The sequence below is a fragment of the Streptomyces purpurogeneiscleroticus genome, from assembly GCF_020024005.1.
In the GTDB taxonomy this organism is placed as follows: domain Bacteria; phylum Actinomycetota; class Actinomycetes; order Streptomycetales; family Streptomycetaceae; genus Streptomyces; species Streptomyces purpurogeneiscleroticus.
Genome location: NZ_NHSG01000341.1, coordinates 20,688 through 42,972 on the forward strand (window position 1 = coordinate 20,688; position 22,285 = coordinate 42,972).

At 71.3% G+C, this 22,285-nt stretch carries 17 protein-coding genes; 11 read left to right on the forward strand and 6 right to left on the reverse strand.

Features of this window, described 5'->3' with window-relative positions; all coding sequences use genetic code 11:
• Positions 1–46 precede the first annotated feature (46 nt).
• The gene (locus CCS38_RS22815) at positions 47–1,555 is read right to left on the reverse strand and encodes an MFS transporter (protein WP_223735177.1); all 1,509 of its coding nucleotides are present in this window, start codon (positions 1,553–1,555) and stop codon (positions 47–49) included.
• Positions 1,556–1,910: 355 nt separating this feature from the next.
• Here CCS38_RS22815 and CCS38_RS22820 point away from each other — a divergent pair, with 355 nt between their 5' ends.
• Positions 1,911–2,672: a GntR family transcriptional regulator gene (locus CCS38_RS22820; RefSeq protein ID WP_223735194.1), complete on the forward strand. Its 762-nt coding sequence runs from the start codon at positions 1,911–1,913 to the stop codon at positions 2,670–2,672.
• A gap of 118 nt (positions 2,673–2,790) precedes the next feature.
• Positions 2,791–3,966, forward strand: coding sequence for an adenosine deaminase (locus CCS38_RS22825; RefSeq protein ID WP_223735178.1), 1,176 nt, complete (start codon positions 2,791–2,793; stop codon positions 3,964–3,966).
• Between the two features lie 135 nt (positions 3,967–4,101).
• On the opposite strand, the gene CCS38_RS22830 is transcribed toward CCS38_RS22825, so the two are convergent.
• Complete coding sequence (locus tag CCS38_RS22830) at positions 4,102–4,995, reverse strand: D-alanyl-D-alanine carboxypeptidase family protein (RefSeq protein WP_223735179.1); 894 nt, start codon at positions 4,993–4,995, stop codon at positions 4,102–4,104.
• Between the two features lie 230 nt (positions 4,996–5,225).
• On the opposite strand from CCS38_RS22830, the gene CCS38_RS22835 reads away from it, so the two are divergent.
• From CCS38_RS22835 to CCS38_RS22845, 3 genes are all read left to right on the forward strand, one after another.
• Positions 5,226–5,444 (forward strand): hypothetical protein, encoded by a 219-nt coding sequence (locus tag CCS38_RS22835; RefSeq protein WP_223735180.1) that lies wholly within the window; start codon positions 5,226–5,228, stop codon positions 5,442–5,444.
• Positions 5,445–5,553: 109 nt separating this feature from the next.
• A complete protein-coding gene (locus CCS38_RS22840; protein WP_223735181.1) occupies positions 5,554–5,910 on the forward strand; it encodes an effector-associated constant component EACC1 in 357 nt (118 codons plus the stop codon).
• A complete protein-coding gene (locus CCS38_RS22845; RefSeq protein ID WP_223735182.1) occupies positions 5,907–10,952 on the forward strand; it encodes a caspase family protein in 5,046 nt (1,681 codons plus the stop codon). Before CCS38_RS22840 ends, CCS38_RS22845 begins: the two co-directional genes overlap by 4 nt.
• Before the next feature lie 18 nt (positions 10,953–10,970).
• Here CCS38_RS22845 and CCS38_RS22850 read toward each other — a convergent pair whose 3' ends face one another.
• Complete coding sequence (locus CCS38_RS22850) at positions 10,971–11,891, reverse strand: LysR family transcriptional regulator (RefSeq protein WP_223735183.1); 921 nt, start codon at positions 11,889–11,891, stop codon at positions 10,971–10,973.
• Between CCS38_RS22850 and CCS38_RS22855 the strand changes: the two genes are divergently transcribed.
• Both CCS38_RS22855 and CCS38_RS22860 read left to right on the forward strand, forming a co-directional pair.
• Entirely contained in the window at positions 11,878–13,173 is a 1,296-nt protein-coding gene (locus tag CCS38_RS22855) for an MFS transporter (RefSeq protein ID WP_223735184.1), read from the forward strand. The genes CCS38_RS22850 and CCS38_RS22855 overlap by 14 nt on opposite strands.
• A gap of 65 nt (positions 13,174–13,238) precedes the next feature.
• Entirely contained in the window at positions 13,239–14,663 is a 1,425-nt protein-coding gene (locus tag CCS38_RS22860) for an MFS transporter (RefSeq protein WP_223735185.1), read from the forward strand.
• A gap of 15 nt (positions 14,664–14,678) precedes the next feature.
• Here CCS38_RS22860 and CCS38_RS22865 read toward each other — a convergent pair whose 3' ends face one another.
• Positions 14,679–16,001, reverse strand: coding sequence for a DUF2254 domain-containing protein (locus CCS38_RS22865; protein ID WP_223735186.1), 1,323 nt, complete (start codon positions 15,999–16,001; stop codon positions 14,679–14,681).
• A gap of 264 nt (positions 16,002–16,265) precedes the next feature.
• Here CCS38_RS22865 and CCS38_RS22870 point away from each other — a divergent pair, with 264 nt between their 5' ends.
• From CCS38_RS22870 to CCS38_RS22880, 3 genes are all read left to right on the forward strand, one after another.
• Positions 16,266–18,185 (forward strand): alkyl/aryl-sulfatase, encoded by a 1,920-nt coding sequence (locus CCS38_RS22870; protein ID WP_223735187.1) that lies wholly within the window; start codon positions 16,266–16,268, stop codon positions 18,183–18,185.
• A 22-nt stretch (positions 18,186–18,207) separates the two neighbouring features.
• Positions 18,208–19,413: a cation:proton antiporter gene (locus tag CCS38_RS22875; protein WP_223735188.1), complete on the forward strand. Its 1,206-nt coding sequence runs from the start codon at positions 18,208–18,210 to the stop codon at positions 19,411–19,413.
• 116 nt (positions 19,414–19,529) lie between these two features.
• Complete coding sequence (locus CCS38_RS22880) at positions 19,530–19,949, forward strand: DUF7144 family membrane protein (RefSeq protein WP_372457132.1); 420 nt, start codon at positions 19,530–19,532, stop codon at positions 19,947–19,949.
• An 8-nt stretch (positions 19,950–19,957) separates the two neighbouring features.
• On the opposite strand, the gene CCS38_RS22885 is transcribed toward CCS38_RS22880, so the two are convergent.
• Positions 19,958–20,371: a hypothetical protein gene (locus CCS38_RS22885; RefSeq protein ID WP_223735189.1), complete on the reverse strand. Its 414-nt coding sequence runs from the start codon at positions 20,369–20,371 to the stop codon at positions 19,958–19,960.
• 183 nt (positions 20,372–20,554) lie between these two features.
• On the opposite strand from CCS38_RS22885, the gene CCS38_RS22890 reads away from it, so the two are divergent.
• Positions 20,555–20,815 (forward strand): hypothetical protein, encoded by a 261-nt coding sequence (locus tag CCS38_RS22890; RefSeq protein ID WP_223735190.1) that lies wholly within the window; start codon positions 20,555–20,557, stop codon positions 20,813–20,815.
• Positions 20,816–21,020: 205 nt separating this feature from the next.
• On the opposite strand, the gene CCS38_RS22895 is transcribed toward CCS38_RS22890, so the two are convergent.
• Positions 21,021–22,285, reverse strand: a 1,265-nt coding sequence (locus CCS38_RS22895) for a C39 family peptidase (protein ID WP_223735191.1), incomplete at its 5' end; no start/stop codon positions are given.

Consider the following 22,285-nt stretch of genomic DNA (forward strand, 5'->3'; position numbering starts at 1 on the left):
GGCACACATTCGCAGACCGCCCGGCGGGACCGCGTGGGGGGACGGATCACATATGGACGGCGGGCGCGCGCTCCGTACGGGCGGCACCGGCCTCCTCTCCCTCCGGTACCCGCCTGATGGCCAGGGCGCTTGCCATGGCGAGGGCCAGCAGGGCGAGGGCTGCGACGAAGGCGCCGGTGTAGGCGGCGGCGCCGGTGACCCCGTCGGTGCCGGCCGAGGTGATCAGGCCGGAGGCCAGGGCGGTGCCGAGGGAGGCGCCGACGCCGAAGCAGGCGCCGGTCAGACCGGTGAGGGCGCCCTGCTGGTCCTTGGGCGCGGAGACGACGGCGAGTCCGTTGAGCGCGGTGATGCTGATGCCGTTGTACGTCAGCCCCAGCACGGCGAGCGCGCCGAAGAGCACCCAGGGCTCGGACCTGAACGGCACGGCGACGGCGAAGGCGAGCAGCGAGCCGGCCGAGCCGATCAGCGCGACGCGGCGCCATCCGATGCGCGGCCCGAAGTACCCCGCGAGCGGTGCACCGATCACGCCGATCGCCGCGGCGGGCGTCGAGTACAGCAGCGCGGACCGGGTGGCGGAGAGCCCGTAACCGGCAAGCGGGTCCTGCGTGAAGAGCGGGATCGTCAGCGCGAGCGCGCCGAAGGCGCCCGCGAGGGTCAGCGTCACGGTCAGCAGCAGCGGCCAGGCCCGGCGCGAGGCGAGCAGCCGGATGTCGATGACGGGGGTGATGCGGGCGCGCGCGGCGCCCGTACCGGAGTCCGCGCCGTTACCGGCACCGCCCGCCGAGCGGGACCGCTGTACGAGGACGAACGCCGCCAGCGCGGCCAGTCCGCCCAGTACGCAGCCGAGCGTGGCCGGCGAGGTCCAGCCCCAGCCGGCGCCCTGCGCCAGGCCGATCAGGACCCCGGACAGGCCCAGCGCGAGGAGTCCCGCGCCCAGCCAGTCCATGGTGCCGGTGGCCTTCGGCGGCACGGCCGGTACGTACCGGGCCACCGCCAGGGTTCCCACCACCGACAGCACCAGGCCGCCGAGGAAGATCGCACGGAAGCCGACGGTGTCGGCGAGCTGACCGCCGACGATGGCGTCGATACCCGCGAAACCGCCGTTGACGGCGCTGATGATGCCGGCCGCGCGGCCGAAGGCGGCGGGCGAGAGCAGATCGTTGAGGGTCAGGAAGGAGAGCGAGAACATGGCGGCCGAGACGCCCTGGAGGATCCGCCCGGCGAGGTAGACGGAGATGTCGGGCGCCAGGGCGCAGGCGAGGTTGCCGATGATCAGCAGCACGCCGCACAGCAGCATCACGGGCTTGCGCCCGCGGTAGTCGCTGAGGCGCGCGAGGGTGACCTGCCCGACGGCGGCGAGCAGGAAGAACAGCGTCTGCGACAGGCCGACCAGGCTGCTGGAGGTGTCCAGCCGGCGGGCGATGTCGGGCAGCGCGGGGCTGAGCATGGTGGCGTTGATCTGGTAGCCGAGGACGGCCAGCACCAGTGCGGGCAGCAGCAGCCGCGGAGTGGCGGGCGGCGCTGGGCGCGTGCGCTCGCGGTACCTGAGGGACATGACGGCTCCTGGGGCAGAGGGGGCGGGGCTTACGTGCGGGCGCCGGACACGGGCGCGGCCGGATCACGGCGCGCTGCAGGGGGGCGCCCGTCATGCGATGGACCGGCATCGTCGACGCTCGTTCGGCGTCACTTGTCAGACAGGAACGCGTCGTGCGCTCTGGTCTACCCCGCGTTCCAGGGGGTGTCAAGAGTTCGCCTGGAGATCGCCACCGACGGCACCGCGGTTGCCGCCGCCCCTCTTCGCGCTGCGTACGGCCGCTCACCGCGGTGCGAAACTGGGGGCCGCGCGGCCTCGCGAGCGCGCGGGCCGCCACCCATGACGGGTGACGACGTCGGACCACGGCCCCAGGGAGATGAACATGGCCGGCAGACAACCCCCGCCGCCACGACGGCGGCCGGTCGTCGCGCTGTACGAGCGGATGGTCGAGGCCATACGGGACGGCACCTACCCCCCGGGCTCCACACTGCCGACCGAACCGCGGCTCGCCGCCGAGCTGGGGGTCAGCCGTCCCGCCCTGCGCGAGGCGCTGATCCTGCTGCAGGAGGACGGCGCGATCACCGTACGGCGCGGGGTGGGCCGCACGGTCAGCCCGCACCTCCCGCCGCGCGGCTTCGAGTACCTCAAGCCGGTGGAACAGCTGCTCAGCGAGGGCGGACAGGCGGTGACCACGGCACTGGCCCGCGCCTACGAGGAGCCGACCGACTTCTCCACCCAGCACCTGCTGCTGCCGGGCACCAGCCGGGTGCGCTTCTGGGAGAGCCTGATCGAAGTCGGCGGCCTGCCGGCCTGCCTCACCCAGGAGTGGGCGGCCCGGGACGAGACGCTGGCCGAGCTGCTGCCGGAGGCGGTGGAGGCGTTCGACGGGCCCGCCGCGAAGCACTCGTCCATGCTGCGGCTGCTGCTGGAGGCCGGGCGCGCGCTGCCGCTGACGGGCAGCAGCACGATCGTGGCCACCACGCTCGGCCGCCAGCGCGGCGAGCAGCTCGGCCGCCCCGCCGACTCCCCCGCCGTCCTGGTCATCCAGGTCGTACGGCTGGACCGCATCCCGCTGCTCGCGGCCAAGCACATGCTGCCGCCGGGCGCACCGGCCCTCCCGGTGTGGCAGGCCCGCTGACCGGCCGGGGCGGCGGGCGCACTCACGGGCCCGGGGACGGCAGCGCACCTGCCGCCCCGGGCCCCGCTCATGAGACGCGGTCGCCCGCACGCGGAAAGCCGTGTCATACTCCGACCCCATGACGCTGTCTGACAAGTACACCCACGCACTGCCCCACGTCCCCACGCACCCCCTCGACGAGGATCTGGTCCGCCGGGCTCCCAAGATCCTGCTGCACGACCACCTCGACGGCGGCCTGCGCCCGCAGACCGTCGTGGAACTGGCCGCGGAGGCCGGATACGACGCGCTGCCCACCACCGATCCCGCCGCACTGGGCGAGTGGTTCCGGGACGCCGCGGACTCCGGTTCGCTGGAGCGCTACCTGGAGACGTTCGCGCACACCTGCGCCGTGATGCAGACCGCGCCCGCGCTCTTCCGCATCGCCGCCGAGTGCGCCGAGGACCTGGCCGCCGACGGCGTGGTCTACGCCGAGGTCCGCTTCGCCCCCGAGCAGCACCTCAACGCCGGCCTCACGCTGGACGAGGTCGTTGACGCGGTCAACGCCGGCTTCCGCGAGGGCGAGCGCCGGGCCGCGGCCGCCGGCCGGTACATCCGCGTCGGCACGCTGCTGTGCGCCATGCGGCACGCCGACCGCGCGTTGGAGATCGCCGAGCTGGCCGTCGCCCACCGCGACCGCGGCGTGGCCGGCTTCGACATCGCGGGCGGCGAGATCGGCAACCCGGCGAGCCGTCACGCCGCGGCGTTCGACCACCTCCGCAGCGAGGGCGCCCGGGTGACCGTGCACGCCGGTGAAGCCGTCGGCATGGAGTCCATCCGGGAGGCCGTACTGCGCTGCGGCGCCCACCGCATCGGCCACGGCGTGCGCATCACGGACGACATCGAGATCGCCGCCGACGGCTCGGTCCGCCTCGGCCGTCTCGCCTCCTACGTACGCGACATGCGGATCGCCCTGGAGGTCTGCCCGACCTCCAACCTGCAGACCGGCGCCGCGACGAGCTACCCCGGGCACCCCATCGACCTGCTCCGCCGGCTCGGCTTCCGCGTCTGCCTCAACACGGACAACCGGCTGGTCAGCGGCACCACGATGACCCAGGAGTTCCAGCACCTGGCCACCGCGTTCGGCTACGGCCCGGCGGAGCTGGAGGAGTTCACCGTCAACGCGGCCAAGGCGGCCTTCCTGCCCTTCGACGAGCGTGCAGCGCTCATCAACGAGGTCATCCGCCCCGGCTACGCCCGGCTGCGCGCCCGTACCCTCGGCCACGTCCCGGTACGCGACGGCGCCGCCGCGGCCTGACGCGACGCCCGCCACAGCGACGCCCGCCACGGCGAAGCTCCGCACAGCGGCACCCCGCACAGCGCCGGGCCGGCGCCGGGGACTCCCCGACACCGGCCCGGCCGTGCCGCACGCGTACTGCACATGCAGTGCGTACTACTTCTTGAATCCGTAATCCATCAGCTTCTTCGCGTCCGCGGTGCGGTTGGCCACCGAGGAGGACGCGAGGACGGTGCCGATGACCGTCTTGCCGCTGCGGGTGGCGGCGAAGACCAGGCAGTACTTGGCCTCCGGGCCGGAGCCGGTCTTGACGCCGATGGTGCCCGAGTAACTGCCCAGCAGGTTGTTGGTGTTGGACCAGTTCATGTAGCGGTAGCCACCGCTCTTGGTCGTGACCTTCTGCTTGGTGGACTTCGTCTTCACGACCGTCCGGAACGTCGAGTACTTCATCGCGCTGCTGGCGATCTTGGTCAGATCGCGCGGCGTGGAGTAGTTCGCGCCCTTGCCGATGCCGTCGAACGAATCGAAGTGCGTGTTCTTCAGCCCGAGGCTCTGCGCCGTCGAGTTCATCTTGCCGATGAAGGACTTCACGCGCGCGGCCCGCGTGGAACCGCTGCCGAACTTGTCGGCCAGTGCGTACGCGGCGTCGCAGCCGGACGGCAGCATCAGCCCGTACAGCAGCTGACGGACCGTTACCTTGTCGCCGACGATCAGCCGGGCCGACGAGGCCCAGTTGTTGTCGACGATGTAGTCGCTGTACGCCTTCTGGATCGTGACCTTGGAATCCAGGTTGAGGTTCGGCTGTGCGAGCACCACCCGGGCGGTCATGATCTTCGTAGTGGACCCGGTGGAGAGCCGGGTGTCCGCGGCCTTGGTGAACAGGCTCTTCGCCGTGCCGTTGTTCATCACGAACCCGCCCTTGGCGGTGATCGTGGGCGTCTTGAGCGTGGCGGCCTGCGCCGGAGCGGCGAACGCTCCGGCCGCCAGGACGGCTCCCGTGGTCACGAGGACCGCGGACACGCGACGCATGCCGTTGATGCCGTTTTTCAAGTCGTGTACTCCATTACCCTGCCGTGCGGTCACATGAGAGTGCCGCTCACTCATGAGACGCACGAGCCGCAGCGATGGATGCACGTACCGGAGAGCCGTCACCCTTCGCACACGCGTCGGGGACCCGCCGTGGCTGATTGCGGGCGGTTGCCGGACGAGGCAGGCTGTGCGCCATGTCCTACGTGCGGCTTGAAGCCTGGATCGGGGGTGCATGGCTGGAGGTGAACTGCGTGAGCGTCACCGTCATGGACTCTGCACTGACCCTGTCCTTCGAACACCAGCGGAGCGAGTCCGGCTACCAGAGCCTCATCTGGGAGCCACTGGAGCGATTCCTGAAGGAGTACCGCGACGAACCGCTCGTCGTGGTACCGCAGGGCCACGACCTGCCGGTGATATTCGGCCCCGGCGCCGCCGGTCCCTTCCGCCTGGCGAAAATCAACGAGCACTGAGCCGCGGCCTCCGCGCATGCCACGAGGTGATCTCTTTTGGTTGAACTGGCGTTAAAGTAGGTCTCCTTGACGGTTGGTGCCCGTCAGGCACTGGTTCTCGGGGGGACACATGGACATCGTGGTGAGCATCGAGGGTGGTCGGGCGGATGAGCTCGGGAGCCTCGAACGCGCGGTGAAGAACAAGCTCAAGGCGCAGGGCGTCCGGACGGTGCGCACCGTCAGCGAGCCGGAGCGGGGCGCCCTCGGCGCCATCGAGGTGCTCCAGTTCATCGGGGAGAACGTCCTGCTCCCCGTCTTCCTCCAGGCCCTGTACGAGTACGCGTCGCAGCGGCTGGGGCAGCCGAAGCGCGCGGACCTCAAGGTCCACGCCATCCGGACCGACCTCCCCGACGGCACGCGCCGTACCGAGATCGTCTTTGAGGGGAAGGCGAAGGACGTAGCTGCGGCTCTCAAGGAACTGCAGTGAGCGCCACGCCGAACCCGGACGTGGAGCGGGTCGACCCGTCCCGCTCCACCGTCCTGCTGATCGGCGGGACCGAGTACCCGGGGACCCAGCTGGCACCCGTGCCCGCCGCCGAGACCAACCTGAACAAGCTCGCGGCGGCGTTCAAAAACCCTCTTCTGTGGGGCATCGGGCCGGCTGAGCTGCAGCAGCACCTGAACCTCACGCGGCAGCAAATGCTGACGACGATCGGCAAGACGTACCGGCTGTCCGAACCGGACGGCCTGTTCGTCCTCTACTTCGTGGGGCACGCGCAGCAGGACGACAGATCCGGCACGCTCTACCTCGCGCCGCACGACGCCGGAAGCCCGCTGGCCCCGCAGGACTCCATGGTGTCGGTCGCCGACATCTTCCGGGCGGTGGCCGACCAGGAAGACCTGCACGCCAGGCGCAAGCTGCTCATCCTCGACTGCTGTTTCTCCGGCGGTGCCATCAAGGCCACGCCGGCGGAGGCGTCGACGGTCGCCGGCGAGAACGGGTGGCACGTCATCACCGCGTGCGCGGAGGAGCAGTTCGCGCGCGCCGATTTCGACCGCGACACCACCTTCTTCACCGGGGCCCTGCTCGAATCTTTCAAGGGTGTCGAGGAGACGCGTCCCAGCCTCTCCGTGCAGTGGGTCTTCGAGGCCGTGAGCGACATCATCAGCCGCACGCCGGAAGTGGACAGCGCGAAGCTCCAGCCGCAGCACTCCCCGGCCGCCTGGGCGGACAAGCCCTGGCTGCGCAACCGGAAACACGTCAGACCGGCCACCACTTCGTACAGCTTTCCCCCGGCCGCGGCCCCCCAGCCGGCCGGCGTGCAGCAGGCGCGCCCGCACGGCTTCTCCCCCTGGCCGGTCGCCGATGCCCTCTTCACCGGGCGCGACACGGAACTGGCGGCGGCGCTCGGCCGTTTCCGGCAGCGCACGGTCCTCCCGGTCTACGGGCCGCGCTACGCCGGCAAGTCCGCGTTCGTCCGGCAGCTGCTGGCCGCTCCCGAGGTGAAGGAGTCCGAGCCGGCGGAACAGCCCTGGCTGCTGCTGGAACTGAAGATCATCAACGCCAGTGCCGAGTCCCCCGTCATGGAGGCCCTGGCCTCCGCGCTGGAGGTCGGGCTCCAGGACGTCGCCCAGCACGCCGAGGCCGACGGCGGCTCCCGCCGCGACCTGGTCATCGAGCGGCTCCGCGAGCACGCGCGCGGACGCACCCTGCTGCTCGTCGTCGACTGCGGGCGCCTCGGGTACGACTCCGATCGCATCAGCGCCGAGCTGGACGAGCTGCTCGCGCACCCGTACTTCCGGCACACGGCCAACATCGTCATCTCCCGCGTCGAACTCGACGAACCGGTCCACAGCGAGGAGCAGCTCGACCACCAGATCCCCGTCCTGCTGGAGGAGCTGCGGCAGCAGGAGGCCGCCGACCTCCTCACCACCCTCATGGCGCACGAACGCGTGACGGTGGACGGGGCGGATGTCCTGCGCTGCGTGCAGGACCCCCGGCTGCGCCTCCCCGGCGTACTGAACCAGAGCGCGATCGGCTACCTCCGCCGCAAGGACCGCGGTACGAGCACGCCCGAACCGGCGGACGTGGCCGCTGCCCTGGTCGAGGGCACCGCGCCCAGCATGATCAGGACTCTGTGGGAGCTCGGCTGCTGCCTCGCGGCCGGGCCCGAGGCGCCCGCCGGTCCGGAGCCGTTCGCGGTCCTCGCGGTCTGGGCCCTCGCCGACCAGCTGCCGCTGTCCCCGCAGGTCCTGGCGGACCCGGCCGTCGGCTTTCCGCGCGACACTCTGGACCGGCTGGTGGACGCGCGCGTCCTCTCCCGGACCGACGCGGGAGCGCTTCTGCTGGGGCAGGCCAGCGAACAGGCGCTGCGTAACTTGGTGTCCGCCGCGCTGAGCCGCGCCGAGGAGAACCGGTCCGGCCGGCCGCTCGTCAATCCCGCACTCCTCCAGACCCTTGTTCCCAAGGAGCTGGACCTCCCCGAGCTGGACCGGCGCCTGGCCGCTGCCGCGCTCCCGCTGTTCACGGCCGGTGCGCCGAAGGACGACGAGGCGGACGCCGCGTACCGGCTCCGGCTGCGCTCGGCGCTCGGCTGGATCGAGGACGAGGGCGACCGGCGGCTGCCGGCGCTGCACGAGGCCATCCGCCCGCTCGTCCTCGCGCCCTCCGGTGACGCCAGCTACCGCCCGACGTCGGACGCGCCCCTGGCGGCGCCCCCGGCCGAAGCGGAGGAGCAGGCCCCCGTCCGGCCCGAACCGCTTCCGGTGGAGCGGCCGGCGGAAGCCGAGGAGGGCGTCACCTCGCTGGCGGCGCTCTACCGGCTGTACCACGCCGTGGCGTCGCTGACCCTGGCCGCCCGTGCCGAGGGTCCGGCCGAGCGGGCGGGCGCGCGGTTCACCGCCGCCGCCGAGGAGGTCTCCGCCGCGCTCGCCGGCTGCGACGCCGAGCAGGTACCGCACACCCTGCTGCGCTCGGCGGACGCGTCGCTGGCGTTCACCGGCAACCGGCTCGGCCTGCGGGCGCGGCTGCTCGATGTCCGGCTGGCCGCGGTCGACGTACTGCTGCTCGGGGCGCACCGCCGCGGCCCCGGCCAGGCCGGGCGCATCACCCTGGCGGTGTCCTGGCTGCTCAACACGGCCGACGCGCTGATCGACGCGGACCGGCTGGACGAAGCCGGGGCGCTCGTCGACCAGGTCGGCGGCCTGGTGACGGATCTGCTCCCGCAGGACGACGCGCCCCGCAGCGTCTCCTCGCGGCTCCAGCTCACCAGCCGTATCGCCCGGGTGCGCGGCCGTCTCCTGTCCGACACCGGGGAGAGCCGCCGGGTACTGCTCGACGGCGCGCACAGCGTCGCCGCCGGGCTGCGGCTCGCCCGCGCGGAGGGCGAACCGCTGTCGCTGTGGACCTCGCGGCTGTTCGACGCGACGCTGCTGGTCATCCAGCAGAGCCGGACCGACGAGGAGCTGGCCGAGGTCCGGTCACTCGTCATGGACACCCTGGAGGAGTGCTGGGGCGAGCGGTCGTCGTGGCCGCCGGCCGTCTGCGTCCCCGCGGCGCGTTTCCTGCGGAAGCTGTACGTACGCTGCGTCGATGCGGCGCTGCGGCAGAACGGCGCCAAGGAAGCCGTGGACCTGCTGGAGCGGCTGCCGGAGGCCCGGCGCGCGGACGAGGCCCGGCGCGCGGAGGCCGATGGCGCGCCGCCCGCGGACGACAAGGAGGCCGCGAAGGTCCTCAGCGCCCTGGCGCAGGCGTACGGCTTCCACTCGTACACCCTCCGGGAGAACGACCGGATCGGCATGGCGCGCTCCCGTCTGGAGCGGGCGGCGGAGTGCGCCCACGCGGCGGTGGAGCTCGCCCCGACCACGTTCTCGTACTCGGTCTGGCTCCGGCAGGTGCTCGACATCCGGCGGATGACGCCGCGCACCGGCCCGGCCGGTGACGCCGCGTCGAAGCGCCGGCGGGCCTGCGTGAAGGAGGTCCGCGGCTGGCTGGCCCAGCAGGACAGCCACTCGCACGCCCATGCCGTGCTCGACATCACCTGTCTCGACTCCGACTGGGCGGAGGAGGGGAGTCTGCGGGGCGCCGCCCAGAAGCGGGTGCCCGGCGAGGACTTCCTCCGGCTCAAGGCCCGTCGGCAGCGGGTGCCCATCGACGCGCTGCACCGCGAGCGCCGGCAGAAGCTGAAGGCACACCTCCACCGGTACGGTCCCTCGATCGAACTGTGCGCCCTGGAGTCCCGGCTGGAGCGCGAGTACCGCCGCTGGACGGGCGTCCTGGACTTCAAGCAGGCCAAGCAGGACTGGAAGGAGGGGCTCGGCCCGCGCCCTCTGACCAAGGCCCCGCAGGTCGACAACGAGCCGCTGTTCGCGATCTACCGCGACGCCGCGACCCGCTGGCCCGGCGACGCCCGGCTGATCGCCGCCGAGGCCGCCCTCCACCGTTACGTGTGGAACTACGACAGGGCGGTCGAGCTGTACGAGTACCTCGCCCGGACCGCGCCGAACGGCGAGATCCGGCGCGGCGCGCACCTGTCCGCCGCCGAGGCGCTCCTCGCCGACCTGGAGTACGCGACCCGCGCCCACCGGCACGACTGGCACGACCGGCTGCTCGCCGCGCAGGACCATCTCGACGCCGTGTTCAGCCCCAATGTCCGCGGCGGGCTGGCCATGGTGCTGCGGGAGCGGGTCGCGCTCCGGCTGGGCCGGCCGGTGCGCTGGGACCCCGTCGACGAAGCCTTCGAGGCCGTCGTCGGCGGCGACTACGCGGGTACGGTCGGGCGCTTCCTGGACCGCCGCCGCTACGGCCGGGACCGGGACTCCGACCGGCTCGGCGCCCGGGTCCGCATCACCGTCAAGGACGGCGCGGTCTCCTCGGAACAGCAGCGTCTCAGCGAGCTGTTCGGCGGCCACGGCGATCTCGTCGAGCGCACCGCCCCGGCCGGCGGCCGGCAGAGTGCCGCGGTGCCCCGCCAGAACAGCGGGCAGGAGGGCCGGCCGCCGTCCGGTGCGGCGGCGGCGCTCGTCGGCGGCGAGGACCTGGGGCAGTTCGCCTCCGAGCTGCTCGGGGAGCTGCTGCTGACGGAGTTCACCAGCGTGAAGCTGCTGAGCGGGCTCGGGAAGCTCTACCTCCACCGGGCGGACGACCTGATCGCCGGCCATCAGGAGGCGCACGGCAGCGAACCGGAACCGGGCTCCGACACCGCGCGGGAGGCGGCCGGTCATGCCCGGCGGGCCTACGACTGCTTCGACGCCTGCCGCGTGCTGCAGGAAGCGCACGGCAACGAATCCATCGTGACGAAGTTCGAACGCGGGCGGGCCATCACGCTGGCCGCGAAGTACCTGCACGACCCGGACCCCATCTCGCGGCCGCTCCCCCACGAGCGGGACGCCCAGCTCCGCCAGGCGTTCTGGCTGCTGAATGCCGCCCGGGAGCACAGTGTCGGCGGCTTCAACAAGGTCTGCTCCTGGGCCGCGTCCGAGAACAACGAGGTACAGAATCGCCTCGGCCTGCGGAAACCCCAGGGCTGACGTCCGGAGCCGTAGGGGTCATCGGTGCCCGGCCGGGAGCAGCTCACCGGCGGTGGCCCGGAGGAGTTCGAGGGCCTGGGCGATGACCGGATGGCGGGCCGCGCCCTTGCGGGTGGCCGCGAGGATCCGCCGGGCGGGCGCGGGCTCGCCCGACAGCCGGATGCGGGTCACGGGCCACTCGGTGCTGATGCGGGCGAGGCGCGGCACGAGAATCACGCCGAAGCCCTGGGCGACCATCGCCTGCCCGGTGTCCCATTCATCGGCCTGGTGGGCCATGTCCGGTGTGAAGCCCGCCGCCATGCAGGACGTCACGACCAGCTGGTGGTAGGTGCTGCCCGGGGTGCCGAGGATCCACGGTTCGCGGGCCGCGTCCGCGAGGGTGACCCGTTTCCGGGCCGTCAGCGGGTGGTCGGCCTGCACGATCAGGTCCAGGGGATCGTCCAGGAGCGGCTGCTGGTCGAAGCGGTCGTCGTTCAGCGGGGGTGAGTCGGGGGTCACCACCACGAGGCCCAGATCGGCCTCCTCCGCCAGGAGCAGTTCGAAGCAGCGGGCCGGCTCGGCCTCCACCAGCCGGACCCCGAGCCGGGGATGGCGGTCGCGCAGCGTGGCCGCGGCGGGCGGCAAGAGGTATGTCGCGGCGGTGGAGAAGCCGCAGAGGGTGAAGGGGCCCGAGGGCTCCCCGGCCGTCGCCGCCAGCTCGCTGCGTGCCTGCTCCCACTGTGCTTGCAGGAGGGCGGTGTGCCGCAGCAGTGTGCGGGCCGCGGCGGTCAGCTGGATCCCCCGGCCGGCGGGCTCGATCAGTTTCACGCCGAGCTGCTCGGCGAGCTGGCGCAGCTGGTAGGAGACCGCGGACGGCGTGTAGCGCATGGCTTCCGCGGCAGCCGTCACACCGCCGTAGCGGTCGACCATCTGCAAGACCTTGAGCTTGGGATCGATCATGCAAATAGTTTGCACGGTCATCTCCAAATCCGTGCGATTGTGTCTACTGATCGTCGATGCCACGCTGTGCGGCGTGTTGTCCGCAAGTCCGATGACCGGGCTCTATGTCCTGGTCGTACTCACCTTCGGGGCCTACCTGCCCAGCTCGCTGTACCCCGGCTATCAGCACGCCTTCGGTGCCGACGATCTGACCATGACGCTGGTCTTTGCCGTCTTCGCGCTGGTCAGCGCGCCCGCGCTGCTGCTGCTCGGCCCGGTCTCGGACACGTTCGGGGCGCGGCCGGTCCTGCGTGCGGGCATCGTGCTGGCGGCGCTGGGCTCGGCCTGTTTCGCGCTCGCCCCGGGAGTGGAATGGCTGCTCGTCGGGCGCGTCGCGCAGGGGCTGGCGCTCGGGGCGACGACCGGCGCGGCCGCCGCGCTCGTCAGCGAGGCGACGGCGGGGGGCGGCCGCCATCGGGGTGCCGTGCTTTCCGGTATCGCCTTTGTGGCGGGCACCGCATTCGGCGCCGCGGTGGGCGGATTCCTCGGCCAGTACGCCCCGGCCCCGTACCTCATGCCCTTCGTCCTGCATGTCGTACTGCTGGCAATCGCCTGGTACTGGGTTTCCGTTCTCGCGCCGACCACGAATCCCGCGGCCGGGCGAATTCAGCGCCGGCGGCCGATGGCTCCGCGCTTTCCCCGCGGAATGCGGGCACTTTTCGCCACCGCCTCGGCAGTCGCTTTTCTCGCGTGGACAACGGCCGGCCTGTTTCTCGCGATCATTCCCGCGCTGCCGGCACGGTCCGGCCGCCACGATATGGCGGTCACCGGCTGCATTCTGGGCTCCGTACTGCTCTGTTCCGCCCTCACCCAGCCTCTGGTCGGCCGGCTCGGCCCGCGCCGCGCGCAGCTCGCCGGTCTCACGGGTCTCCTGGTGAGCCTTTCCCTCCTGTCGCTCACCGCGGGCAGGTCGACACCCCTCACCCTGGTCGCGGCCGTGGTGGCAGGTGCCGGACACGGGCTCGCCTACACGGGAGCGGCCGCCTCGGTCGATGCGCGAGCCCCCGGAGAGGAACGCGGCGCCATCACCAGCGCCCTCTATCTCTCCTTCTCCCTGGGCTCCGGACTCCCGGCCCTGGCCGTCGGGCTGCTGACCATTCCGCTCTCCCTCACCGCAGCGACCTCCCTGGTGACTTCGATCGCCGCCCTTCTCGTTCTGCTGACGAGCATCGCGGTCGCCGAAGTCGACAGGGCCACCCGCATCCCGTCGAACGGAAAGATTGTCTATATCAAGTTGAAGTAAACGTGCGACGAGCTGAAGTGCGCCCCGGCCGATACCGGCCGGGGCTAAAGTATGAAGGAGTTACCGTGCCGACGGCGCATGCCGATACCGAATCCGCGAACCGAAAGGCGCTCACGCCCGAAGAAATAACGGTCACCGACCCCAAAGTCACCGGACGGGCAATCGGCGCGGCGGCCATCGGCAACGTCACCGAATGGTTCGACTTCGGTGTCTTCGCCAATCTGACGCCGGTTCTCACCGCGGTGTTCTTCACCGGTGCGAGCGAGACGGTCGGCACGATCGGCACCCTCGGCCTGTTCGCCGTCGCCTTCCTGGTGCGCCCGCTCGGCGGCATGTTCTTCGGCCCGCTGGGCGACCGCATCGGACGCACCAAGGTGCTCTCCCTCACGGTCATCATGATGGCCATCGGCACCTTCATCATCGCCTTCATCCCCGGCTACGAGACCTGGGGCCCGGCCGCTCCCCTGCTGATGCTGCTCGCCCGCCTGGTCCAGGGCTTCTCCACCGGCGGTGAGTACGGCGGGGCGATGACCTTCATCGCCGAGTACGCGCCCGACAAGAAGCGCGGCTTCCTCGGCAGCTGGCTGGAGTTCGGCACGCTGACCGGCTATCTGCTCGGCGGCGTGGCGGGTCTGGTCATCCAGCTGCCCGGCGTGATGTCCCACGAGGACCTGCTCTCCTGGGGCTGGCGCATCCCGTTCCTGATCTCCGGGCCGATCGGCATCATCGGGCTCTACCTCCGCCTGAAGCTGGAGGACACCCCCGCCTTCCAGGCCGTCGTCGCGGAGTCCGAGGGCCGCGAGGGCAATCAGACCCTCAAGGAGATCCGCAAGATCTTCGTGAAGTACTGGCGTCCGATGCTGATCTGCATGGGCCTGGTGCTGGTCTTCAACGTGGTCAACTACATGCTCACCACGTACATGCTGGAGTACATCGGCAAGTTCGCCCCCGCGGTGAGCGCCACCTGGGCGCAGCTCCTGGAGATCGCCGTCCTGGCGCTGGGCATGCTGCTCATCACCTTCGTCGGCCGGCTCTCGGACCGCATCGGCCGCAAGCCGGTGATGTACTTCGGCTGCGCCATGCTGGTCACGCTCGGCGTGCCCTCGGTGCTGCTGATCCAGCAGAACACCCTGCTGTCCGTCTTCCTCGGCCTGGTCCTGATGTCGTTGATGCTGCTCTGCTTCAACAGCACCGTCCCCTCCACGCTGCCCGCGCTCTTCCCCACCGAGATCCGCTACGGCGGCCTCTCGATCGCGTTCAACATCTCCGTCTCGCTCTTCGGCGGCACCACCGCCTTCTTCAACGCCCTGCTGGTGGAGGGCACCGGAGACATCAACGTGCCCGGTTACTACCTCATGGCCGCCGGCGCGATCGGCGCCGTCGCCTGCTGGTTCGCGGCGGAATCCGCGGGCCGCCCCCTCCCCGGCTCCGCACCCGCAGTGGAATCGCAGGAGGAGGCCCGGCAACTGGCCCGAGCTGCCCAAGGCTGATGATCAGCCCTCGGCTCAGCGGCCGGCGATCTCGCCGGCCGCCCGGCCCGCTCCGGGGTCGTCCCGCCCCGGCCGCGTCGCCACGCGGTTCAGCAGTGGATCGGGCAGTGCGGTGGCGGCCAGCCGCTCCAGCGCCTGCTGCCGTTCGGCGACCGACGCCTTCCGGTCCTCGGCCGTGGCGATGTGCAGCCGGTGGAGCAGGGCGTGCAGACGCCGGACGACGAGCGGGTTGGCGGAGCCGTAGAGGAGCGTTTCGTCGAGGGCCAGGGAGACCAGGTCCGACCATTGCGGGGCCGGGTAGGAGATCCGCGGCCGGCCGGCCCCGTCGAGCAGCCAGGCGGGGCCGAGCGGGCGGTCCGACAGCCGCAGCAGCACGTCTTCGATCTGGTCCAGTGCCTGCGCCGCTGTGGTGGGGTCGTTGACGGCGGGCGACAGCGCCCTGACGGAGATGTCGGCCAGCAGGCGGACTCCGTAGGCCGCGTCCTGATCCACACTCCGGCTGGGGCCGTAGCGGACACACTTGGCGACACGCCGGGCCAGCCTCCGGTGCCGGTCGGTGACCGGACCCCGGACCCGCAGGCGGGCGACAGTCGTGTCCGACCTGATGAAGTCACCGACGGCGTACAGGAAGTGGACGTGGACATCGTGGCGGGCGGCGAGGCGGGTCAGGGCACGCTCGTCGACCGAGAAGAGGGTCGCGGGCCGGCCCCGGTACACGAGGGGGACCGTTTCGCGGCGGTGTGACGGTCCGGTGTCCTCGGGCGCGGCCGGCTGTGCGGCAGCGGGGTACAGCTGGTCGATGACGGTGCGCAGCCGGGCTCCGATGGCGCGTGCCAGCCCGCCGCCGGTGACCGCGTGGCGGAGCGAGGCCAGCAGCTGGAGGACGGCGACGGCGTCGATGAGGACCAGACCGACGGCGATCGTCACGCTGAGCCGGGGCACGTCGGGGCCCCGGATGTGGCTCAGCGCCACCAGCGCGTACAGGGCGGTGCCCACCAGCAGGCCGAACAGGACGAGGTAGCGGCTGAAGTGGCCGAGGGCGGCGACGAGCCGGGGCGACATCGCCTGGACGGTCTGGACGACGAGGGTGATGGCCGTGACGACGAAGCCGGCGAGCGTGATCATGCTGCCGGCGATGGCGGCGAGCGTCGCCTGTGCCGTGGAGGCGTCAAAGCGCAGCCCCGCGAGCGGCAGGTTCCGCTCCCAGCGCGGCAGCACCCAGCCCAGCAGCGCTCCGGCGGCGACCAGGAGCAGTGCAGCGCCGTGGCGGCGGACCCGCCGGGCACTGCGGGAACCGCTGCCGCCGTGTGGGAGACGCGTGCGGACGGCGTTGTTCATCTGCCCTCCTCGGTCCCCGGCCCCCTTCCCGGACGGGGGTTTCGAGCATGGACCGGCACCGGTCTCCGTGGCCAGCCGGTGAGGACCGCTCGCGTGAGATGACCGGTGAGGTGGTCGGTGGGGTGTCCGGCCGGTGTCGTACTTCCCTCGGACGGTGTACACCCGGTAGTCCGGAAGCAGCGCCCGAGTGAGAGTGGTACGGGCCGGACCCGGCTCGGCTGTCGCACCGCCGGCCTCCGCACTGCCGCCTTCGAGGGAGACGAGATGCTGCGGAACGACCAGACGTCGCGGAACACGGAGCCGAAGCCTGCGGAGCCGGTCATCGCACGGGCCAACCAGGCAGTCCGGGAGCGCTTCCCCTTCGACGACACGCAGGACCTCGAAGACGCGCGCCGCGGCTTCATGGGCACGGCGCGGGAGAGCGTGATCAGTGGCGCGGACGGGCGCGCGGTGTGGGATCTGGGTGCGTACGGCTTCCTCGACCAGGACTGCCCGGACACGGCCCACCCGAGCCTGTGGCGGCAGAGCCGGCTGGTCTCGGACCACGGGCTGTTCGAGGTGGTCGAGGGCATCTACCAGGTACGCGGCTTCGACCTGTCGAACATGACGCTGGTGGAGGGCGAGCGGGGCGTCTTCGTCATCGACCCGCTGATCTCGGCCGAGACCGCGGCCGCGGCCCTCGCCCTGTACCGGAGCCACCGGGGAGACCGGCCCGTCACCGGCGTCCTGTACACCCACAGCCACGCCGACCACTTCGGCGGCGTGAAGGGCGTCGTGAGTGCGGAGGAGGTCGCGGCCGGGCTTCCGGTGATCGCGCCCGAGGGGTTCCTCGCCCACGCCGTCAGCGAGAACGTCTACGCCGGTACCGCGATGGCCCGCCGCGCGGCCTACATGTACGGCGCCGCGCTGCCGAAGGGGCCGCGCGGGCAGATCGGCGCGGGGCTCGGCCAGACCACCTCCACCGGCTCGGTCGGCCTGATTCCGCCGACCCTGGACATCACCCGCACCGGGCAGACGGAGACCGTCGACGGCATCCGGATGGTCTTCCAGCTCACGCCCGGCACCGAGGCCCCGGCCGAGCTCAACATCCACTTCCCGGACCACGCGGCGCTGTGCATGGCGGAGAACGCCACCCACAACCTGCACAATCTGCTCACCCTGCGCGGCGCGGAGGTCCGCGACCCGCGCACCTGGGCCCGCTATCTCACCGAGGCCATCGAGCTCTTCGCCGACTCCTCCGACGTCGCCTTCGCCTCCCACCACTGGCCCGTCTGGGGCCGCGAACGCGCGCTGACGTTCCTGTCGGTCCAACGCGACCTGTACGCCTACCTCCACGACCAGACGGTGCGCATGCTCAACCAGGGGCTGACACCACTGGAGATCGCCGAACGGATCGAGATGCCCCCGGCCCTGGAACGGGCCTGGCACACCCACGGCTACTACGGCTCCGTCAGCCACAACACGAAGGCCGTCTACCAGCGGTACCTGGGCTGGTTCGACGGCAACCCGGCGCATCTGTGGGAGCATCCGCCGACCGAGGCGGCGCGCCGGTACGTGGAGTTCATGGGCGGCGCCGAGGAGGTGCTGCGCCGGGCCCACCGGTCGTACGAGGCGGGCGACTTCCGCTGGGTGGCCCAGGTCGTCAACCACGTGGTGTTCGCGGAGCCCGACAACGCGGCGGCACGCGCCCTGCAGGCCGACGCCCTGGAACAGCTCGGATACGGCAGCGAGAACGGCCCCTGGCGCAACTTCTACCTCACCGGCGCCCTGGAGCTGCGCGAGGGCCCGGTCGGCACGCCCACCGTCACCTCGTCCTCCGACTTCCTCGGCGCCCTCACCCTCGATCAGCTCTGCGACGCCCTCGCCATCCGCGTGGACGGGCCGCGCAGCTGGGACGCGGACATCACCGTGCGCTGGAACCTCAAGGACGGCCCGCCCCTCACGCTCCGGCTGCGCAACGGTGTCCTCACCCATGTCACCGGCCGCAGCCCGGCCGCGGCCGAGCCGGACGTCGACATCACCCTCGACGAGGCCGTCCTGCGCGCCGTGCTCCTCGGCGTCACCGGCCCCGACGAACTGACCGGGCGGGCGGACGTCCAGGTGGCCGGGGACCTGAACAAGGTGACCGAGCTGCTCGGCCATCTGGGCGCCCCGGACCCCGATTTCGCCATCGTCACCCCGTAGCGCGGCGGCGCGGCAGCGGCTCATGAAGCATCCGGAAACCCTCGTCCTCATCATGGCCGCCGCCGTGCTGGCCCCGCTCCTCGCCCACGGCGCGGCACGCCGGATCCGCGTGCCGCTGGTCATCTTCGAGATCGCGCTCGGCATCCTCATCGGCCCGGACGTCCTCGGCTGGGCCCACTCGGACCAGGTCATCGACACGCTCTCCGATCTCGGACTGGCGATGCTGATCTTCCTCGCCGGCTACGAGATCGATTTCGCCGCGGTCCGCGGCGACACCCTGCGCCGCGCCATGGGGGCCTGGCTGGTCTCCCTCGCCGCCGGCATCGGGCTCGCCCTCCTGGTCACCGGCGGGGAGGTGTTCCAGAGCTTCGTCATCGGCACCGCGCTGACCAGTACGGCCCTCGGCACGGTCCTGCCGATCCTGCGCGACCGCGGGGAGCTGCGGGGCCGCTTCGGCACCGTGATGTCGGCGTTCGGCGCGGTGGGCGAGTTCGGGCCGGTGGTCGCCGTGGCGCTGCTGCTCAGCGGGCGCCGGCCGGGCGAATCCGCGGCCCTGCTCGCGGCGTTCGGCGCGATCACGGCCGTCGCCGTCTTCTGGGCGCTGCGCCCGCGGCCGCCCTGGTTCTCCCGGCTGGTCGAGCGGACCCTGCACAGCAGCGGTCAGTTCGCCGTCCGGTTCGTCATGCTGCTGCTCGCCTGCATGCTGGGGCTCGCCGCGGTGTTCGGCCTCGACGTCCTGCTCGGCGCCTTCGCTGCCGGCGTCCTCACCCGTCTCGTGCTGCACGGCGCCGCCCCCGAGAGCAGCGCGGAGGTACTCGGCAAGGTCGAGGCCATGGGCTTCGGCTTCCTGGTACCGCTGTTCTACGTGGTCACCGGCATCGAGTTCGACCTGCACGCGCTGCTGAGCGACCTGGGTGCCCTGCTCCTGGTGCCGGTCTTCCTGCTGCTCTTCCTGCTCGTCCGCGGCGGACCGGTCCAGGCCCTCGCCCCCCGCGACCTCGGCCGCCGGGACCGGACCGCCCTGTCCCTGTTCGCCTCGACGTGCCTCCCGCTCGTCGTCGCGATCACCACCATCGGAGTGGACCAGAAGGTACTCGGCACGGACCGGGCCGCCGCGATGGTCGGCGCCGCAATGCTCTCCGTCCTCCTCCTGCCCCTGCTGGCCATGAAACTCCGCGGCCGGGCAGCGCCCGCGCCCCGGTCCCCGGAGGACACCGAGGCATGGTGACGCCCGCCCGCGGTGCGTCACCCGGACGGCACCGCCCCTGTGGTGCCCCGCGCACACGGCAGCGAGGGTCGAAGCACGCGGCGACGTGAACAGCCGTGCACAGAAAGGGGTACGACGTGACCGATCAGCCGTCTTCAGCGCACCGGTCCGGGCAGCCGGACAACCGCGCCTGGGTCATCACCGGTGTCACCTTCGCGGGCGTCCTGATGCTGGTCAACGGTGTGCTCTTCGTGCTCCAGGGCATCGCCGCGATCGCCGAGGACGGGGTGTACGTCCGTCTCGACGACTACCTCTACCGGATCAACCTCACCGGGTGGGGCTGGATCCTGCTCATCCTGGGCGTCGTCGCCGTCCTCGTCGGCTGCGGCATCCTGAACGGCGCGGTCTGGGCCCGTATGACCGGCATCATGCTGGCCGCGCTCAGTCTGGTGGCCCAGTTCCTGTTCCTGCCGTACGCCCCCGTCTGGTCCGTCATCGTGATGGCACTCGACGTCTTCGTCATCTGGGCGCTGGCGGTCCACCACCCCACCCGATGACCAGTCTCCTACGGGACCTTCACCGAGACCACAGGGGTGTTGGCGTCGCCGATTTCGACGCTGGCACCCGGGCTGGTGCAATGCGTCGAACCCTGGAACTTGCCCGACCAGTCCACCTTCTTTCCACCCGCCTCAGGTGTATAGAAGGTCGTCTTCGTGCCGTCCGTCTTGACCGTACGCGTCTCGCTCGACGTCGCGGCCGTCGCAGGAGACCCGCCGGCGGAATAGATCAACTGGCCCTTGCAGTGAACCTTGATGGTCGGCTCGCTGCCGGCGCACTCGACGCGGGTCTTGTAGATGACGCTCTTGGCCCCCTTGGACCAGTGCGGCCTGTCGGCCGACGCCTTGCATACGAACTTGCGCGCGTCAGCCGCATGGTGACTGACGGCCTCCGCGGGACCGGCGCTCAGCCCGCCGGCCATGACGAGGCTCGTAGCCGAAACGGCGATCGCCCTCAGTGAGTTACGCATACTTCCCCCTGCTTCGCATCGCGGTGGGCCAGGTCAGGGCCCCGCATGGATGATCGAAACGGAGATTAGTCAGAGGGCGGCAAACGATCAATAGCCTTTCCGTTCCCGGCAGGGCCGGGCCGTTACGATCGCCCCATGCACGTACGAGGAGTGGATCCGCGAGACACCACCTGGGAGCAGGACGCCGCCACCTACCGAGCGTACTTCTGGGACAGGTCGGCGAACACGTCGGACGACTACGAGGTGACCGGCGCCGACGTCGAGGAGGTCCTGGCCTGGGCGCGCGCCAAGGCGGAGGAGACGAACTCGGCCTACACGCTGTACGTGCGCGTCACCGACGAGGGCAAGCCCGGGCTGGTCCGCCTCAGCGGGGTGGCGGGCGACCCGTTCGCTTGAGCCCACACTGAAGTACTGACCGGCAGCAACAGACACTGCACCCGAATTACCGGTATCCGCCGACGCGGTACCGCGTCTGGGTGGGCGACCGTGACCCTGACGAATGGGGTGTCCATTCACGAGGTGATCCGATGGCTCGGGCACCGGTCAGTCAAGGTCACGGTCGACTGCTGCTACCTGCCGCTGGAGGTGGGTTCAGGTGCGGCTACGGGCAAATCCCCAACTCCCGCAGAACGCGGTGCTGAGTTGGTGTCGGCTTGGCCGGGAAGTAGAGGTAGCAGACGCCGCCGGTGCCGGATTTCACGGCGCCGCTGGCGTCCTTGCGCTTCGTGCGGAGCCAGATGTTCTCCCACTGGCGGCGGTTGTAGACGCGGCGGACGGCGACGTTGGTCGGGGAGTTCGGGTCGTTGGCGATGATGTCGCCGGACTGGGTGAAGCCGATGACCGTCATCAGGTGGCCCGCCGTGCCGTAGCCCGCGCCGTCCAGTTCCGAGGCGATGAAGGACTGGGAGGTGATGACGGGGATGCCGACGTGGATGAGCTTCTCGACGTCCGCGAGGGAGTGCAGGCGCGTCACGACGCCCTGGAGGTCGTGGTACGTCGCGGCGTAGGCGGCGTTGAAGGGCCAGTTGCCGCAGCCTTCGTACTGGTAGTCGAAGGTGAAGCGGGCCGCGTGGCAGACCTGGGGGTCGGCGTAGGCAGGGTTGACCCAGGCCAGGTCCTCGGGAGTGGGCTTGCGGCCCCAGGACTCGATGATCATCTGCGAGGAGGTGGGGCTGCACCACGCCTCTCCCCCGTTGTCGTACTCGGGGTACTGGCCCTTGTGGATCTCCTGGGAGTACCGCGGCACGGCCAGCTCACGGCCCCTGGCGATGCCCGGCTTGGAGGCCGGGACCGTGAAGCGGTCGGGGACGTCGGAGCCCATGGCGCCCACGCGCCACACCGTGGGGGTGAGGTCCGTACCGGGCTTGCGGTACAGGGTCAGGCGGAGCTCGTACGAGACGATGCGGAGGCCGGATGCCGGGCTGTCGAGGGAGAGCGTGTCGGTGTAGACCGTGCTCTTGTTGTCGGTCTGGCCGTCCACGGACGTACGGCGGATGTCCTGGTCGCCCGCGGCCCAGCGGCCCATGACGTACCACGGGGTACGGGTCTTGTCCGAGTACATGCCGCGCACCTCGACGGCGATCCAGGTGCCGGCCGGGGTGTGCGCGTTCCAGGACGCGATGATCTCCGTCGCGGGGACCTTCAGCTGGTGGACCGGGGAGGTCCAGGTCGCGTACTCCCAGGTGGAAGTCTTGTTCAGGTGCGGGTCGCGGTAGTCGATGGTGCCGATCGGGACCGCGATCTGTACGCCGGGGCGGGCGGCGGGCTCGATGCGGGTGCCGTGCCCCGACCCCGAGAGCCAGTCGGCCAGGGAGGTCCAGCCGCGGTAGTCCACGAGCCGGGCGGCGGCGGGGTGGGCTGCGGAGT